The 15,987-nt window shown below is 62.6% G+C and carries 15 protein-coding genes; 5 read left to right on the top strand and 10 right to left on the bottom strand.

The window, feature by feature from the left end; genetic code table 11:
• Positions 1 to 106: 106 nt before the first annotated feature.
• A complete protein-coding gene (locus tag EWM57_RS05150; protein ID WP_129920065.1) occupies positions 107 to 370 on the top strand; it encodes an acyl-CoA-binding protein in 264 nt (87 codons plus the stop codon).
• A 126-nt stretch (positions 371 to 496) separates the two neighbouring features.
• On the opposite strand, the gene EWM57_RS05145 is transcribed toward EWM57_RS05150, so the two are convergent.
• Genes EWM57_RS05145 through EWM57_RS05135 form a run of 3 tightly spaced genes read right to left on the bottom strand, consistent with a single transcriptional unit; the run spans position 497 to position 1,831 of the window.
• Positions 497 to 721, bottom strand: coding sequence for a CDGSH iron-sulfur domain-containing protein (locus EWM57_RS05145; RefSeq protein WP_129920064.1), 225 nt, complete (start codon positions 719 to 721; stop codon positions 497 to 499).
• Between the two features lie 42 nt (positions 722 to 763).
• Positions 764 to 1,261, bottom strand: a complete 498-nt coding sequence (locus EWM57_RS05140) for a nuclear transport factor 2 family protein (protein ID WP_129920063.1) — start codon at positions 1,259 to 1,261, stop codon at positions 764 to 766.
• 51 nt (positions 1,262 to 1,312) lie between these two features.
• Complete coding sequence (locus EWM57_RS05135; protein ID WP_129920062.1) at positions 1,313 to 1,831, bottom strand: GNAT family N-acetyltransferase; 519 nt, start codon at positions 1,829 to 1,831, stop codon at positions 1,313 to 1,315.
• A gap of 142 nt (positions 1,832 to 1,973) precedes the next feature.
• On the opposite strand from EWM57_RS05135, the gene EWM57_RS05130 reads away from it, so the two are divergent.
• Positions 1,974 to 2,654, top strand: a complete 681-nt coding sequence (locus EWM57_RS05130; RefSeq protein ID WP_129920061.1) for a DUF6565 domain-containing protein — start codon at positions 1,974 to 1,976, stop codon at positions 2,652 to 2,654.
• A 51-nt stretch (positions 2,655 to 2,705) separates the two neighbouring features.
• Here EWM57_RS05130 and EWM57_RS05125 read toward each other — a convergent pair whose 3' ends face one another.
• On the bottom strand, positions 2,706 to 3,149 hold the full coding sequence (locus tag EWM57_RS05125; RefSeq protein ID WP_129920060.1) for a hypothetical protein: 444 nt from the start codon (positions 3,147 to 3,149) through the stop codon (positions 2,706 to 2,708).
• A 305-nt stretch (positions 3,150 to 3,454) separates the two neighbouring features.
• Here EWM57_RS05125 and EWM57_RS05120 point away from each other — a divergent pair, with 305 nt between their 5' ends.
• The gene (locus EWM57_RS05120; RefSeq protein ID WP_129920059.1) at positions 3,455 to 4,078 is read left to right on the top strand and encodes a deoxynucleoside kinase; all 624 of its coding nucleotides are present in this window, start codon (positions 3,455 to 3,457) and stop codon (positions 4,076 to 4,078) included.
• A gap of 79 nt (positions 4,079 to 4,157) precedes the next feature.
• Here EWM57_RS05120 and EWM57_RS05115 read toward each other — a convergent pair whose 3' ends face one another.
• The 6 genes from EWM57_RS05115 to EWM57_RS05090 form a co-directional block, all read right to left on the bottom strand.
• Positions 4,158 to 4,829 (bottom strand): DUF2461 domain-containing protein, encoded by a 672-nt coding sequence (locus EWM57_RS05115; protein WP_129920058.1) that lies wholly within the window; start codon positions 4,827 to 4,829, stop codon positions 4,158 to 4,160.
• 114 nt (positions 4,830 to 4,943) lie between these two features.
• Positions 4,944 to 5,744 carry a DUF547 domain-containing protein gene (locus EWM57_RS05110; RefSeq protein ID WP_129920057.1) on the bottom strand — a complete coding sequence of 267 codons (801 nt, stop codon included), beginning with the start codon at positions 5,742 to 5,744 and terminating at the stop codon, positions 4,944 to 4,946.
• Positions 5,745 to 5,946: 202 nt separating this feature from the next.
• Positions 5,947 to 6,759 (bottom strand): MOSC domain-containing protein, encoded by an 813-nt coding sequence (locus EWM57_RS05105; protein ID WP_129920056.1) that lies wholly within the window; start codon positions 6,757 to 6,759, stop codon positions 5,947 to 5,949.
• A gap of 130 nt (positions 6,760 to 6,889) precedes the next feature.
• On the bottom strand, positions 6,890 to 7,858 hold the full coding sequence (locus EWM57_RS05100) for a YitT family protein (RefSeq protein ID WP_129920055.1): 969 nt from the start codon (positions 7,856 to 7,858) through the stop codon (positions 6,890 to 6,892).
• 149 nt (positions 7,859 to 8,007) lie between these two features.
• Positions 8,008 to 9,672 (bottom strand): S8 family peptidase, encoded by a 1,665-nt coding sequence (locus EWM57_RS05095; RefSeq protein WP_129920054.1) that lies wholly within the window; start codon positions 9,670 to 9,672, stop codon positions 8,008 to 8,010.
• A gap of 209 nt (positions 9,673 to 9,881) precedes the next feature.
• Positions 9,882 to 12,137, bottom strand: coding sequence for a T9SS type A sorting domain-containing protein (locus EWM57_RS05090; protein ID WP_129920053.1), 2,256 nt, complete (start codon positions 12,135 to 12,137; stop codon positions 9,882 to 9,884).
• A 344-nt stretch (positions 12,138 to 12,481) separates the two neighbouring features.
• Between EWM57_RS05090 and EWM57_RS05085 the strand changes: the two genes are divergently transcribed.
• The gene (locus EWM57_RS05085; protein ID WP_129920052.1) at positions 12,482 to 15,184 is read left to right on the top strand and encodes a PIG-L family deacetylase; all 2,703 of its coding nucleotides are present in this window, start codon (positions 12,482 to 12,484) and stop codon (positions 15,182 to 15,184) included.
• Positions 15,185 to 15,273: 89 nt separating this feature from the next.
• The gene (locus EWM57_RS05080; RefSeq protein ID WP_129920051.1) at positions 15,274 to 15,954 is read left to right on the top strand and encodes a phosphatase PAP2 family protein; all 681 of its coding nucleotides are present in this window, start codon (positions 15,274 to 15,276) and stop codon (positions 15,952 to 15,954) included.
• Positions 15,955 to 15,987 lie beyond the last annotated feature (33 nt).

The raw sequence follows: 15,987 nt of genomic DNA, 5'->3' as shown, positions 1-15,987 counted from the left end.
GCGAAATAAACGCTGCATGCCGCGTAGTATGCGGCGGAATCTGTACCTTCCCGCTGCCGCCCGCGTATGAGGGCGGACACCCGTCTAACCACCTAAATCCTGCCTTATGGCTACCACCGAAGAATTTGAAGCTGCCGCCGCCCGGGCCCAGCAGCTGCCCTCCAAGCCCAGCAACATGGTGCTACTCCAGCTCTACGCCCTCTACAAGCAGGCCTCCGAAGGCGACGTGAGCGGCGACCGGCCCGGGGGCTTCGACTTCAAGGGCATCGCCAAGTACGACGCCTGGGCCGAGCTCAGCGGCAAAAGCCAGGATGACGCCCGCCAGGAATACGTGAAGCTGGTCAACTCCTTGTTCGAGCAGTGCGCCTAAGCAAGCAACGCTCCGGCGGCTAGGTCAGATTTTGCCGCCTGAGCCGAAAACTGTCTTGCAGCAATAAGCCCCGTCGTAGCGCTACGACGGGGCTTTTCTGTGGATGCGGCTGCCTAAGCGACCGAGCTAAACCTTGGGGGCAGGCAGGTCGAAGGCTTCGGCATTGTGCTCGAAGTGACCCTTGTGGGAACCGTCGCAGAAGGGCTTGTTTTTCGACAGGCCGCAGCGGCAGACGCTGATTCGCTCCCGGCCGGCCAAGCCGTAGGGCTGGCCCTGGGCATCAACGAGTTCGAAGTCGCCCTCCACGCGGAGGGAGCCGTTGCTGAGCACGGTAAGTTTGGTAGCGGCCATAAAAAAAGGTGTTGGTGGTGAAATTAAAGCGAAAAAGAAGCCTTAGCGGCAGGCGTTGCCGGAGCAGTTCATGGGCGTGTAGATGGCCGAAAACATCTGCCAGGCATTGTTTTCGTACTTCCACATCAGCCAGTACTTGCCGATAATGCGGTTTTTGGTTTTGCTCTGCGGGTCGGTCCAGGCCTCGGCCCACTCCCCGGTTTCGTAGGCCACGTTGCCCAGGTCACTGATTTCGGTGGCCAAGCTGCGGTTCATCCAGGTGATGTCGGGGCGCTGGCGAAACAGTTGGCGGAAACTCAGACGCACGCTGGCGGCCGTGGTTTGGCTGCCCGTGGCGGTGTTGAGCGTGAAGCCCGGGTGCAGCAGCCCACCCAAAGCGGTGGTGTCGCGGCTGTTGAAAGCCTTGTTCCAGGAAGCGCTGCGCGCCTGAATTAGCTCCAGGTGCTTTTGCTTCATGATTTGCCCAAAGCCCACGTGGCTCAGCAGCAGCAGCAGGGTGCCCACGCCCAGGCGGGCGGCGGCAGAACTAGAAAGACGCATACGCGGATAAATCAGCAGAAATGAAAGCGCGGCAAGCCAACCGCTCCGCAATTACGCAAGTTCTTTGCGCATCACGTAATCATTCATCCAGTAAGGCCCGATGGGAATGTCGACTTCCTGGTGCCGGTGGAAGCCCTGGTGCTCATAGAATGAAATGGCCGGGTTGCGGCGGTTCACGTTTAGCTCCAGCGTGTGGCCCCCGGCGGCCCGGACGGCTTCTTCCACGGCCCGCACCACGTGCTGGCCCAGGCCTTGCCCCTGGTGAGAAGGCAGAATGTAAATCTTATGGAGCTTGAAAACCCCGGCTTCCTGGGGCAGTGCGGCGTAGGAAGCATAACCCGCCGGGTGTCCCTCTACGTACAGCAGCAGGAAGGCGTGGCCGTCGTCGGCCATCTGCCGCTGCAAGGAGGCGGGGGTGTAGATGACGCGGTACATGTACTCAATCTGCTCCTTCGAGACGATAAAGCGGTACGTCGGCTCCCAGGTAGCCTCGGCCAGCCCAATGATAGTCGGAATATCGGCCAGGGTGGCGGGTTTGATGGTAACGGGAGCAGTAGCAGAGGACGACATAGGCCACAAAAGTTGCGTTTTTTTGGCTATAAAACGAACCCCGCCGGCCAATGGCTGCGTTTTGGGCCAGAAATTGCCGTGCTCCCGCCATCCGACCGGCACCGTGCCGCTCGTTGTTCCATCACCTACTCGCCCCTGACCCATGAAACCCGTTCTGCTTCCCTTGAGCCTCGTGGCCTTCAGCTGGCTGGCCAGCCCCCAGACGGCCGCCGCCCAAACCACTACCAAGCCCAAAACCACGACCAAAGCGTCGGAACCCATCCTGACCACGCCCAAATCGTTGGAGCGCGACCTGGACGTGTTCAGCACCTGGGTGAATGAGCGCATTGGCCAGGCCGAAAGCACCGTCCGCCGCGAACTGCCGCGCATCAAGGATGACTTCGAACGCCAGAGCCGCCGCCTCGACTCGGCCGTGGATAGCCTTTCCTCCACTTCCAAGCGCGAATACACCACCCAGAAAGTGCGTTACCAGAAGTGGGCCTCCAAGCAGGACAGCATCGACGCCGTGACGCGCCGGCCTGCCACGGCTGTCGATGCTCAGCGCCGCCTGCTCAACGAAAACGTGGTTATCAGCTCGGCCCGGGCTACGGAGTTGCCCGACCTCTACGGCCGCCTGCTCGAACACACCCGCGACAATCGTCGGCAGTGGAGCCAGGCCGACTGGAGCTCGGCCAGCGCCGTGCTCGAAAAGCTGAACGTGCGCTACGAGCAGGTGCGCGAGCAGCTCAGCCTCGACGACCGGGTGCGGGTTCGTTCCCTGCAGGCCGAGTTCCGGACTCTGGAAAAAGCCCGCGACGTGAAAGACATAGTAAACGAGAAGTAAACTTCGCGCTTCTTCCGCATCAATATCCTGCGCCGTCGGTGGGTCGTGAGCTTAGGCCGCGGCCCGCTGACGGCGCAGCCATTCCCAGGCCGTGGCCGTGTCGTAGAACAGCTGGATGGGCAACTGCTGGCCCACGCGCTCCGCAAACTCGACGCTGATAAACTGGTTGCGCATATCGGGCGAGAAAACGTAGGCAAAAGCCCGCAGACCCGCCTCGATGGCCAGCGGCAGCCACTCGTACTCCAGCCACGGCAGGGCTTCCGACCAGTCGCCGGTTGAGTCGGTCTTGTCGTTGAGCAGCAGTGGGCAGTGCAGGCGTTGCTCAATGGCGCCCCCGGCCTTGGCCACTTTAATAACCTCCTTGCCCGTCAGGTTGCCGGTCCAGCGGATGTAGAGCAGCTGTTCTTCGGGATAGTGCCGAAAAGTAGCAATCAGGCGGTCGTGCTCATCAAACACAGATTCAAGCTCGACGAAGGCAGACGAAAGAGCGGGCATAAGCAGGCAGCGGCAGAGGGTGCGGAAGGGTCGGGACCGGACGATGGAAAAAGCAGGAGCTGCAATGGGCGAAGGAAAGCGGAGTGGCGGCGCGAAGCGAGGATTCGGCCCCAAACGGCCTAGTAGGAAAGGGCGGGCTGAATCAGTATTTAATTTACTGAATATAGACCGGCAAATCAAATTAATTCTTGCCTACGTTCCAGCGCTTGGGCTTGGCCCAGCCTGCATTTTTTGCTGCCGGGTTTCCACTGCTTTCCGTTACTTTTGCAGGCTATTTTTTCCTTCGTCCCTTCCTGCTCTCCCACATGCACATTGCAATAGTTGGCAACATTGGCGCCGGCAAAACCACCCTGGCCAACAAGCTGGCCCATCATTTCAACTGGGAAGTTTTTCTGGAAGATGTCGACCACAACCCGTATCTGAAGGATTTTTACGACGACATGCCCCGCTGGTCGTTTCACCTGCAGGTGTATTTCCTCAACAGCCGCTTCCGCCAGACCCAGCAGATCAAGAAGCTGCAAAGCGCCAGTAAGGGCGTCATTCAGGACCGCACCATCTACGAGGACGCCCACATTTTCGCGGCCAACCTCCACGACTCGGGCCTGATGACCGAGCGCGACCACCAGAACTACCTGAATCTGTTCGAGTCGATGATCAGCATGGTGGATGCGCCCGACCTGCTGCTCTACCTCAAAGCCGATTTGCCCAAGCTGATTCAGCAGATCGACAAGCGCAACCGCGACTACGAGAACAACATCAAGATTGAGTATCTCAAAAACCTCAACGAGAATTACGAGCGCTGGATCAGCAACTACAAGTATGGCAAGCTGCTCATCGTGGACGTGAACAACCTCGACTACGTGAACAACCCCGAGGACCTGGGCATCATCATCGAAAAAATCAACAGCACCCTGTTCGGCCTGTTCTAGGCTTGGCAGCAAAGGACCCGCCCGCAAGACGGCCCGCAGCATGCGCTGCGGGCCGTCTTGCGGGCGGGCGGGTCAGCCACTACTCGGGGGCGTCCAGGGCTTCGTTGAGAAAGCGCACGAAGGGCTGAGCTACCTGGAACGTCTCGACCACCCGGTCGGCGAAGTCGGGGCGGCGCACCTCGGCGTCGGTAAAGGAGCGGGTCACGACGAAATCCTTAAGCTTGAGCCACTCGATATCGGGGTCGTCTTTGTCGTAGCCCTTGGGCGGACGCTGGAGCTTGTCGCCCTCCAGGCCGTCGGGGAAGTGCTGCTGAAACTCGGCGTGCTGCCGGATTTCGTGAAACGCCGCGCCGTTGTAGTGCACTTCCTGGCGGATGCGGGCCAGCGCCGCGGGTTCGGGATGCCATTTGCCGGCCCCAATCCAGGTTTGGCCCCCGGGCTGCACGGCCAGAAAATAGCCCGCCCGCGGCGCGTGCCGGCCGCCCTGGGTGAGGCTGGCGCCCATGTGCCGCTTATACGGCTCATTGCTTTGCTGAAACCGGTCGTTTTTGTTGATGCGGAACATCGTTTCGGGCACCGTCAGGCCCAGCAGCTCGGGCTCAAAGCGCTGGGTGCCGGTGAGCACCTGTTGGACCAAGCCGCTGAACACGGCGCGGGCGCGGTGGTAGTCGGCCCGGTGCTCGTCCATCCAGGCTTTGTGGTTGTTGGCGGCAAGGTTGCGCAGAAAGTCAAGCAGAAATTTGTGGTCCATAGAAAAGCGTAGGCGGCCCGATCCAAACGGCCGGCGTGGGCCCGGGCATGAAAAAAGCTCCGGCCCTGAATAACAGCGCCGGAGCCAATTTGATGCCCGCCAAAGCAGATTTCCCTACTTCAGCGCCTGGTTTTCGGTTTGCCGCACCCGGTCGTTGAGCGTCCAGTCGAAGGGCAGGAACTCCACCGTGGCGGTGGGCGCAAGTTTGACGTCGGCGTAGTGGTTGAGCCAGGTTATGAGCGTTTCACCCTCGCCCAGCTCGGCCGAGTACCAGTCGAAGAGGCTTGACAGGCGCAGGTGGTCGGGAGTTAGCTGGTTGAGCCCGGCCGTGCGCAAAAAGCGCCGCGCCTGCTCGTCGAGCTGCTGGCTGAGGCGGGTGCCGTCGTAGGCCTCGTTGAGCAGGGGCGGGCAGCTGCGGGCCGCGCTGACCAGGGCAAAATGCACCCGCGGGTCCTGGAACCGGTTGCGCAGCACTTCCCGCTCGATCTGGTTGAGGGAGTACTCGCGGGTGCCCACCGTCACGCTGGCCGCTTCCCAAGCCGACTTGCTGCCCTTGAGTCCCTTAACCTTGATTTCGTTCATGCTCTGCACCGGGTAGTACTGCAGGACCATGTACACAGTAGCGGCATTATAGACGTTGAGCCAGTAGGCTTCCTGCTCCGGGCGGCTCCACTGCTGCTCGTCGGGCGGCGTTTTTCGGATAGTTTGCAGATAGGCCCCCAGCTTGTCCTCGTCGTCGAGGACACCGGTGTAGTCGACGTAGCCTTCGCGGGTGACGTGCTTGGCCAGCAGTGCATTCCAGGGCTCGTGCAGGCGGCGGGCACTGGCGCTATCGGCGTACAGCGCCCGGGGCTGCACCAAGGCCAGGCCGGCAAGCAGCAGCAGTAGCCAGCGGAAATTTGGGTGAAGAAACATGTGCAAAAGGCAGTAGAAGGGCAAAAACAGAGCAGCGTAAGCGGTATCAGTAGATACTATTATTGTATTATTTGTGTTTAAAATTACTATTCAAAGCTAGGGTGAATTCAGGATATAAGCAAAGTGCAACGGATAAGTAGGCATGCCTACTTAATTCAGAGTAGGTGTGCTGACGCGCCATACTCGACAGTAAGAGCGTTTTTTAGCCGCGGTTGAACACGGCCAGCGAGTCGCCGACGCGCAGGGTGCCGCGGCCGGGACCGGTGACGTTCTGCCCGAACATCACCTTGTGGTCGAGGGTGCGGTAGGTAGCCAGGGTGCGCAGGGGCTCGGCAGATTTCTGGGTGGTCTGCTGGTCGATGGTAGTGACCACGCACCGGCCGCAGGGCCGCACGCCTACGAAGGGCTGGCCGGCAATGGCGAAGTCGCGCCACGCTTCCTCTTCGTAAGGGGCGCCGCCGGCTACCACGAGGTTGGGCCGGAAGCGGTCCATGGGCACGGGAGCGGCGAGGCGGGTATTTAGGTCGTCGAGCGAGGCCTGCCCGATAACCAGAAAGGGAAAGGCGTCGGCAAAGCTGACTTCCCCGTCGGCAGCCCCACCGTCGGTGGCCCGCATCACCATGTCCGACATATAGACCAGCTTGCAGGGGCGGCCCAGAGCTTCCGTCAGCCAGGCATCGGCCTCGGGCGTGCCGCGCCAGGCAAATACCATATCGTCCCAGATGGTCACGAACAGGGTGCGCTCGGGCGTGGCAGCGAAAGGCACGTAGAGGGGCAACAGCTCGGGGCGGGCGGCGTGGGTGAGCAGAAAGCCGTTGTAGGCCGCGGCCACCTTCAGGTGGGCCATGTCGGCCAGCTGCCGCTGGGTCATAAACTGGTTCCGCTCGTCCACAATCAGCCAGCGGCGGTCGTGGCGCAGGCCCCGGGGCTCAATCTCGGCTTCCGTGACGCGGATGCCACCCAGGGATTTGACGGGATAAATGTATAACTCAGAGAGGGTCAGGGATGCAGCCATGCCGCAAAGGTACGGAGCGGCGAGATGGGGAGATGGTGAAATTGTGAGGTGATGTTCGGCCGGCGCGGAATTGCATCCATGACGCCAGCAGGACGAAAACTCCCCATTTCACCACCTGACAAGTTCACCACTAATGCAGGGGGCGTTTTTTGATGACGCCGCCGCGGGTTTCCTTCACGCTGTGCATGACCATGAATGCCTGCCGGTCGATTTTCTCGACTTCGGCGGTCAGGCGGCCCAACTCGAGGCGGGTAATGACGGTGAAGACGATGTCAATAGCCTGCGGGGTTTCGCCGCGGCCGCCGTATCCGCGCTTGCCGCTGTAGACGGTGGCCCCGCGCCCGAGCTGCTCGGTTATCATGCGGCGGATGGCGTCGCTGCGGCCCGAGACGATGGTAACACCGGTGTACTCCTCGATGCCGTCGATGACGAAGTCGATAGTCTTGGCCGCCGACAGGTAAGTCAGAATCGAGTACAGGGCCGTTTCAACCGACAGCACGTAGGCCGCCACGACGAAGATCAGGATGTTGAGCAGCAGAATGATGTCGCTCAGGGTGAGGCTGGTTTTCTTGCTCAGAAACACGGCCAGAATCTCGGTGCCGTCGAGCACACCGCCCCCGCGCATGGCCAGTCCGATACCGGCGCCGAGGAAAAAGCCCCCGAAAACGGAAATCAGCAGCTTGTCTTGGGTGAGGATGGGAAAGGAGATGACCAGCAACGTCCCGGCCAGGCCCAGAATGGCCAGCAGGGTTTTCAGGGCGAAGCCCCGCCCGATCTGGAAGTAGCCCAGGATGATAAACGGCACGTTGACCAGCACGATGAGCAAGGCCAGATACTGCTTGCCCAGGGCCTGGGTGAGTAGCAGGGAGATGCCCGTCACGCCGCCGTCGATAAACTCGTTGGGCAGCAAAAATCCCTTCAAACCCAGTGCAGCCGAGAAAATGCCCGCCACCAGAAACAGCACGCTCATCACCTGCTGCCGCCACCAGCGGGCCGTGCGCGGCACCGTGCCGCCGGTGGGCGGCCGGCGAAAGCGGCGGCGGGCCGGCGGACGTTTTTTACGGAGCTTGTCCATCAGGATGAGTTGCGGTATCAGCATAGCAGTGGAGCTTAACGGTAGTCCCGATACGGCCCGCGGGGCTTGGGCGTTAGCCATCCGGGCAAATGACCGGGCGGCGGGGCCCAAACGCAACAAAGGCAACGACCGAAGCCGTTGCCTTTGCGAAGGGAGAAATCCGGACCGGAAGCTTACTGCCCGCCCACGCTGCTGGCTTTCGGGGTGCCGGCGCTCTGCTGGATGGCCAGCTGCACGGCCCGGTAGAGGTTGGCCACGCCGCCGGTGCCCGACAGCGTTGCGAAGTCCACAGTTTTCTTGTTGTCGGGCTCGGGCACCTTGGTGTGCTGCGGGGTGGCCGACTGCCGGATGATACGCTTCAGGTCGACGGCCGTGAGTTGGGGGAAGTACGACTTGAGCACGGCGGCCATGCCGGCCACGGTGGGCGCGGCCATGCTGGTGCCGCTTTCGGTGCCGTACTTGCTGCCGGGCAGGGTGGAGTAGATGCCCACGCCGGGCGCAAACACGTCGACGCGCTTGCCGAAGTTAGAGAAGTCGGCCGTCAGGTTCTTATCGTTGGTGCTGCCCGAGGCGCCGATGGTAATGAAGTTAGCGTACGTAGTGCCCGTCGTCGACACCGGGGCGGGGTAGTGGACCACCACGTCGATGTTCTTGGACTCGTTGCCGGCCGCGTGCACCAGGAACACGCCTTTCGATTCGGCGTAGCGGATGGCGGCATCCACGGCGCTGCGCTGGGGCGAGTAGTACTTACCGAAGCTCATGTTGATGATGCTGGCTCCGTTGTCGACGGCGTAGCGGATGGCGTTGGCCACGTCCTTGTCATGTTCGTCGCCGTTGGGTACGGCCCGCACGCCCATGATGCGGACCAGCGGCCCGGCCACGCCCTGCACGCCGAGGTTATTGTCCCGGTCGGCGGCGATGATGCCGGCCACGTGGGTGCCGTGCAGCGCATCGGGGCCAGTGATGTCGGCGTTGCCGTAGTTGTGGTCCTTGGTATTGTCCTCGTCGTCGCCGATAATGGCGCGGGGCTTGAAGTCCAGGTTCAGGGAGTAGTCGAGGTGCTTCTTGGTTTCAGTGGCGCCCTGCTTGACCTGCTCCACCACGGCGTCCATGTCGGGCAGGCCCGAGGATTTCAGGTTGGCGTAGAGCTGGGAGGTGAGCTGCAGGAGCTGGGGATTGGTGCTGGCGCCCGGTGGGTTGCGCAGCACGGCCGTATCGACCTTGGCCACGCCCAGCACCTGCTTGAGCTGCTCGTTGATGCCGTCGAGCTGCCCGACCAGCGGAGCCAGCTGCATGTACTGCTCGTTTTCCTCCTTCACCTTGGCCGCATAGTCCTTCTTCACCTTCTGGTAGAGGTCGTAGTCGGCGCGCTTAGCGGCGGGCACCGAGGTGCGGGACTTGCCTTCGTAGAGGGGCTTGAGCTTAGCCACCAGGCGGGTTTCCTCATACAGGTCCACATCGATGTTCTCGCCCTTGCTGTTGCCGAGGAAGTTCCAGCCGTGCACGTCGTCGATGTAGCCGTTCTTGTCGTCGTCGATGCCGTTGCCGGGAATCTCGCCGGGGTTTTTCCAGAGCACCCGCTTCAGATCCTCGTGGGTCGTGTCGACGCCGGCATCGATGACGGCCACGATGACGGGCGTCGGAATGCGGTTTTTGAGCAGCTCCGCGTAGGTGCGCTGGGTGCTGATGCCCATCACCTTGTCCTTTTCGGGGTCAAGGTTGGTCCACTGCACTACTTTGGCGGGGGGCGCCGAGGCCGAAACAGCCTGGGCAAAGGAAGTGGCGGGCAGCAACGCCACGCCTAACAGGGCCAGAAACGGCCGGGGAAATACGCTCATGCAGAAATAGTCAGAAAGAATACGACCGGAAAGTAGGACACAGACGCAATTCAGCGGAAACCGTTGCCCCAAACCTGGGTTTGTTTCCCCGCAAACCATCGGCGGGGCTCTATATGTTCCCGCGCCGGGGTGGCCCGGCAAGAAGCCGCCGCTTCGGCCGCCCCACGGAGAAGCGGCCAAAGCGGCGGTCAGTTGCTGCTTCCGGGGGCTTATTCCTTCACAAAATGCACGGTAAGGGGCTGGCGGCCATTGAGCACCCGGGCTGTGTAAAAGCCCGGGCTCAAGTTCGCCACGCTGAGCTGCAGGGCTGCTGCCTCGGGCGTGAGCTGCAATACGCGCCGGCCCACGGCGTCGAAGATGAGCAGGGGCTGGCCCGGAAGCAGGCCGGTGAGCGTGAGCTGGTCGTGGGCCGGCACGGGGCTGGCCTGCAAGGCCACACTGGAAGCTTCGCCCACTTTGATGGCCGTGGCGGGCAGCAGGGTTTCGGCGCCGTCCGTGTCGCGCTGGCGCAGGCGGTAGTACCAAGTGCCCGGACTCACGCCCGCGTCGAGGTAGGCGTAGGTGGCGCCCTGGGTGCCGCTGCCCTTGGCCACGACGAAGGTGAGCTCCTGCCAGTTCTCGTTCAGGGCCGTGCGGCGCTCCACGGCAAAGCCCTTGTTGAGCAGCTCGGTGGCGGTGGCCCAGGTGAGCTGCACGCCGGCCGGCACGACCTGGGCCGTAAACTTGGTGAGCGAAACAGGCAGGGGCCGGGCTTTGTCGGCGAGGGTGAAGAAGGTGCCGTTGGTGAATTCGGTGATGCCCGTGACCGTGATGCTGTTGCCGTTGGCGTCGCGGGAAGTGGCGTGCAGGTTCTGCCAGATGCCGCTGTTGGGGACGGTGGTGCGAAACAGCTCCAGGGTATTCTCGTCCAAAGTATAGGTTTTGAGCACGCTGTTGTCGAGGTAGGAGTAGCTCAGCTCGCTGGGGGCCGTGTCGTGGTATTCGAAGATAACCTTGTAGTTGAGGTTGGTGGTAGCCGTCGACTGCACCAAAAACTGCCGCAGGGCGCTTTGGCTCAAGGCGTTGCTGGCCACGCCAAAGGCGGCGCCGGTTTTGTAGGCGCCCGTATAGCGCGTGACGGTGGTGGTGCCCAGCATCCGGGAGTTCACGCTCGGCGTCAGCGTCAGGCCGATGCCCCCAAACTGGTAGTTGTTGGGACCCGTCACGTTGCCAGTGGCCTGCACCGTGCCACGGACGTAGCCCATGCCGGTTTCGCGCAGCACGATGTTGCCCGGCACCGACGACAGCGCGGCCAGAATCACCTTGCTGCCGCCAGTTTCAAGCAGGCCGCCGCTTAGGTTGAGGGAAGAAAGCACCGTCACGTCGCCGGTGATGGTTTTGGTGCCGGTGCCCGGAATAAACAGGTCGTAATACGTACCGCCGGCCAGCTGCTGGGCCCCGGTGCCGTCGAGCGTGACGCGCGCCTCGCCGGGCACGAAGGTGCCGGCCACGCTCATGTTGCCGCTGATGGCCAGGTTGGAGTTGCTGGTCGAGTGCTTGAACGTGCCCCCGCTGCCCACCATAAAGTCGCGCTTCACGGTCACGTTGCTGGAGCTGGAGTTCATGTCGAGCGTGCCCTGCTGAATCATCATTGTGCCGTTGATGGTCCAGGAACCGGTGTTGCGCACGGTCACGCCCGGCGAGTTCAGAGCAAAGTCGTAAGTGCTGAAGCTGCCGATATCCATACTCAGGCCGCCCGGCGCCGTGGTGCTGGGGGCCATGAAGCTGGTTTGGCTGAAGGGCTTGGTGGCATCGGTGCCGCTGCCGGAGCTGGACACGGTGTAGTAGTACGGGGCGTAGCGGGCCGCCGTGGAAGAAGCCAGGTAGCCGCCCTCGTTGCTGGTGGGCACGCTGCCGTCGGTGGTGCGGTAGTTGCCCGAGGGGGTGAAGAGCAGGTAGCCCAGCCAGTTGAAGGGCGCCGTAGCCGACAGGTTCAGGGCGCTGCGGGCAATGCGCAGCTCCCGCACGCTGGTGTTGCCGGTGGTTTTGGTCACGAGGTCGGCAATGGCCGGGGCCAGGGGCGGGTTGGGCGTGGTACTCATAATGGTGGCCGGGCTGGTCCAGGCTCCGGCGCTGACGGTGTAGTAATACACCTTCTCATTGTCGAAGAAAAAGGCGCGGTCGGCCTGGAAGGGCGGCGTGACGTTGGCCTGCTGGGCGTCGCTGGAAAAGGTGATGCCCGCGCCCGTGCCCGCACTGGTGTTGACCGGCAGGGCGGGGTCGGTATCGAAAAACACCACCGCCGGCAGCGTCATCCGGTTGCCGCTGATGGCCACGTAGAGGTAGTTGGCGTCCCAGGTCATGTACCAGGTGCAGTCGTTGGTCACTTGGTTTTGGGTGTTGCCGTATTCGCTGGCGGTAATTACACCGTCCTGAACGGCCGTCTGGTATTGGGCCCGGCCCGGAAGCGGAGTAGCCAGACACAAGCATACCGGGAGCCAGCCCAGTATAAATTTTGTAACGTGCTTCATCGGTGCGGTGCTTAGGTGGATTTATAAAGAAATATAAATTATGTGAATCATTATATAATATTTCAATAGAATTAATTATTCAAATCTTTAATTGTATTAAAATTATATAATGTAGCATGTGTCAGACCAGAGGCTGCTACGGGCCCGCTGAAGCTGCTGGTGCCCCATGCCTCGTGGGGGCCGGCTTGGCGCCGGGCGCGGAAAACTTAGCGGGCCGGGGCGCCACCCAAGGCGGCCGTTAACTGTTACCTGTGGCAGACGCCCGTATCTTTGGGCCCTACGCCTTACTCATTCCCGTTATGCGTTTTCCCGTTTCCGGCCTGCGGGCCGCGTTGCTGCTCGTGCTGCTGCCGCTGCTGGCCCCGGCCCAGGCGCCCAAGACCACTACTTCCTCGGAAATTCTGCTGGGCCTCAAAAAGCTCAACGTGCTGGGTTCGGTGCTCTACTTGGCCGCCCACCCCGACGACGAAAATACCCGCCTGATTGCCTACCTCGCCAACGGCCGCCTCGTCGAAACCGGCTATTTGAGCTGCACCCGCGGCGACGGGGGCCAGAACCTGATTGGGCCCGAATTGCGCGAGCAACTCGGCGTGATTCGGACCCAGGAGCTGCTCGCCGCCCGGCGCATCGACGGGGGCCGGCAGTTTTTCACCCGGGCTAATGACTTCGGCTTCAGCAAGACTTCCGACGAGACCTTTACCATCTGGGACAAGGAGCAGGTGCTCTCCGACATGGTCTGGGTCATCCGGCAGCGCCGGCCCGACGTGCTCATTGCCCGCTTCCCGCCCGACGCCCGCGCCGGCCACGGCCACCACCAGGCCAGCGCCATCCTGGCCGCCGAGGCCTTCGACGCCGCCGGCAACCCGAACCGGTTTCCCGAGCAATTGCAGTACGTGCAGGTCTGGAGCCCGAAACGCCTCGTCTGGAACACCGGCTCTTTCTTCGTGAAGCCCGGCGAAAACATGGACGGCTACCTCAAGCTCGACGCCGGCGGCTTCAACCCGCTGCTGGGCCAGAGCTACGGCGAAATTGCGGCCCGCAGCCGCTCCCAGCACCGCAGTCAGGGCTTCGGCTCGGCGGCCCAGCGTGGGGAAGCGCCGGAGTATTTTCAGCTGGTGAAAGGCGCTAGGGCCGACAAGGACCTGTTCGACGGCGTGGATATGACTTGGAACCGGGTGCCCGGCGGCGCGGCCGTGGGCAAGCAGCTCGACGAGGTGATTCGCAAGTACAACTCCGCTAACCCGAGTGCGAGCGTGGCGGGGCTACTGAAGGTGCGCGAAACGATTCGGACCATTCTGGCCACCGAAAAAGACCGACTCGCCGGTGGGTTTCCGGCCCAGGGCAGCCCGCAGTATTTCTGGGCCGCCGAGAAAGCCCAGGAAGTAGAGCAGCTTATCCGCGGCTGTTTGGGCCTGACGATTGAGGCGCTGGCACCCACGGCCAGCCTGGGCGAAAGCGAAACCACCCGCCTGCGGATTGAGCTGCTCAACCGCTCCGACGTGCCCGTCATCATCAAGGAAGTATCGCTCGACGGGGCCACGCCGGGGTTGTCGCGCGACACGGCCTGGACTCCGTTGCTGACCAAGGACAAGCCGCTGGTGCTGCGGCCCCGCTACCAGATGCGCAAGTGCGGTCCGCTTTCCCAGCCCTACTGGCTCCGCAATCCTAGCGACAACGTGGGCATGTATGCCTTAACGGAGTCATTTGCCCTCAACCGCTTGGTGCGCAATACCGAAAACCCCGACGCGCCGCAGACGCTGGTAACCCAGTACGACCAGGACCACGAGTTTCACCTGGGAGAAACGCCGCTGCGGCAGTACCTGGGCCAGCCCGAAAATCCGGCGGTGGCCGCCGTATCCGTGACGGTGCAAGTGGGCCCGGGCGCACCCATGCTTATCACCGTGCCCGTGCAGTACAAGCACACCGACCCCACGCTCGGGGAGCTGTACCAACCGCTGGCGGCCGTGCCCATCGTTATGGTCAATCTGCCCGCTGCCCGCGCCTACGTCTTTGCCAGCCAGGAGCCCAAAACGGTGCCGGTGACCGTACGCGCGGGTCGGGCCGGGCTGACCGGCACCGTGGTACTCAAGGCGCCGGAAGGGTGGAACGTCGAGCCCAAGTCGGCTTCGTTTGAGCTGAAAAACCGGGACGAGGAGCAGACGGTGAATTTCCGGATTCAGCCCGGGGCGGCCGTGCCGGCCGGCAAAACGGAGCTCAGAGCCTACGCCACGGTTAATGCCTTCGTGGAGTGCGTGGACGGGCCGGAGCAGGCGCGCCGGTTTTACCGGGGCGTGCAAACCATTGCCTACCCGCATATTCCCACCCAGCTGCTGTTCCCGGAAACCGGTTCCCCGCTCGTCAAGCTCGACGTGAAGCGTCGGGGCCAGCAAGTCGGCTACCTGATGGGGGCCGGCGACGAGGTGCCCGAAGCCCTGCGCCAGCTCGGCTACACCGTCACGCTGCTCAAAACCGACGACCTGACCGCCGACAACCTGCGACGCTTCGACGCGGTGGTGCTCGGCATCCGGGCCTACAACACCCTCGACCGGCTTAAAACGCTCCAGCCCAATCTGCTGCAGTACGTGGAGCAGGGCGGCAACCTGATTGTGCAGTACGTGGTCAACCGCGGCACCGTGCTGCCCCAGATCGGGCCCTACCCGCTCACGCTCAGCACCGACCGGGTGACGGTGGAAAACGCGCCCATTACGTTTCTGAAGCCCCAGCACCCGCTGCTCAACGTGCCCAACAAGATTACGGCCCAGGACTTCGAAGGCTGGCAGCAGGAGCAGGGCCTGTACTATCCCAGCCAGTGGGACCCCAAGTACCAGACCATTATCAGCAGCCACGACCCGGGCGAAACGGCCAAGGAAAGCGCCATCCTCGTGGCCGATTACGGCAAGGGCCACTACATCTACACCGGCCTGAGCTTGTTCCGGGAGCTGCCCGCCGGCGTGCCCGGGGCCTACCGGCTGCTGACCAACATGATTTCGCTAGGTAAGTAAAAAATCGTCGACTGCTGGGCGACAGTGAACGAACCAGGCCGTGGGCGGGGTTGCGGAACATAGCCGCTAATTCGTAGCTTCGCCTGCCTATGCCCAATCCTCAGTTTCTGACTCTGCGCCAGTTTCTGCTTCTAACCAGTCTGCTGCTGCCCGCCTGCGCCCTGCTGATTCCGTTTTTCGACCAGCCCCTGGCTTGGTGGGTACACCGGCACGCGGCTGCCGCGCGGCCGTTCTTTGCCACGCTCACCAGCACGGCCGACGCGCTGCACCACGCCAGCATGGTGCACGGGGCGGGCATTCCGCTGATTTTTCTGCTGCTCGGCCTGGGCTACGTGGGGTGCCGCTGGGCGCTGCGGAGCCCGGGCGCGGGCCTGTTTCTGGTTTTGCTGCTCACCCACGAGCTAAGCATGGTGGCCGCCAAGGTGCTCAAGGGGGTGCTGCTGCGGTTGCGCCCCGCGGCCTTGTTTGCCGGCTCCTACTCCGACCTGGGCTTCGGCTACCACGCCCCCGACACCGGCTCGTTTCCCTCTACCCACACGGCCGTGTACTTTAGTTTGCTGCTGCCCCTGGCCGTGGCGCTGCCCCGCTGGCGTCTGCCGCTGCTGGCCTTGCCGGTGCTCATCGGCGTGGGTCGTCTGGTGCTTGACATGCATTACCTCTCCGACGTGCTGTTTTCGGTGTGGCTGACCGTGCTGTTCACGTTTCTGAGTGGGCAGTTGGTGCAAGTGCGGGCTGTGGGCGGGCCCCAGCTCGTGCTGGCCCGCAGTTAGGCGCCTGCAGTGCCGACATCCGGCGGCGGGAGC

This window comes from Hymenobacter persicinus (genome assembly GCF_004167665.1).
Lineage (GTDB): Bacteria > Bacteroidota > Bacteroidia > Cytophagales > Hymenobacteraceae > Hymenobacter > Hymenobacter persicinus.
This window is presented reverse-complemented; position numbering and strand designations above follow the sequence as displayed.

Bases quoted from the DNA above. Each gene is read 5' to 3' on its own strand.
- EWM57_RS05135 (WP_129920062.1), bottom strand. From the start codon at position 1,831: ATGTCGTCCTCTGCTACTGCTCCCGTTACCATCAAACCCGCCACCCTG.
- EWM57_RS05115 (WP_129920058.1), bottom strand. From the start codon at position 4,829: ATGGACCACAAATTTCTGCTTGACTTTCTGCGCAACCTTGCCGCCAAC.
- EWM57_RS05150 (WP_129920065.1), top strand. From the start codon at position 107: ATGGCTACCACCGAAGAATTTGAAGCTGCCGCCGCCCGGGCCCAGCAG.
- EWM57_RS05130 (WP_129920061.1), top strand. From the start codon at position 1,974: ATGAAACCCGTTCTGCTTCCCTTGAGCCTCGTGGCCTTCAGCTGGCTG.
- EWM57_RS05080 (WP_129920051.1), top strand. From the start codon at position 15,274: ATGCCCAATCCTCAGTTTCTGACTCTGCGCCAGTTTCTGCTTCTAACC.
- EWM57_RS05140 (WP_129920063.1), bottom strand. From the start codon at position 1,261: ATGCGTCTTTCTAGTTCTGCCGCCGCCCGCCTGGGCGTGGGCACCCTG.
- EWM57_RS05125 (WP_129920060.1), bottom strand. From the start codon at position 3,149: ATGCCCGCTCTTTCGTCTGCCTTCGTCGAGCTTGAATCTGTGTTTGAT.
- EWM57_RS05095 (WP_129920054.1), bottom strand. From the start codon at position 9,672: ATGAGCGTATTTCCCCGGCCGTTTCTGGCCCTGTTAGGCGTGGCGTTG.
- EWM57_RS05085 (WP_129920052.1), top strand. From the start codon at position 12,482: ATGCGTTTTCCCGTTTCCGGCCTGCGGGCCGCGTTGCTGCTCGTGCTG.
- EWM57_RS05105 (WP_129920056.1), bottom strand. From the start codon at position 6,759: ATGGCTGCATCCCTGACCCTCTCTGAGTTATACATTTATCCCGTCAAA.
- EWM57_RS05145 (WP_129920064.1), bottom strand. From the start codon at position 721: ATGGCCGCTACCAAACTTACCGTGCTCAGCAACGGCTCCCTCCGCGTG.
- EWM57_RS05100 (WP_129920055.1), bottom strand. From the start codon at position 7,858: ATGCTGATACCGCAACTCATCCTGATGGACAAGCTCCGTAAAAAACGT.
- EWM57_RS05110 (WP_129920057.1), bottom strand. From the start codon at position 5,744: ATGTTTCTTCACCCAAATTTCCGCTGGCTACTGCTGCTGCTTGCCGGC.
- EWM57_RS05120 (WP_129920059.1), top strand. From the start codon at position 3,455: ATGCACATTGCAATAGTTGGCAACATTGGCGCCGGCAAAACCACCCTG.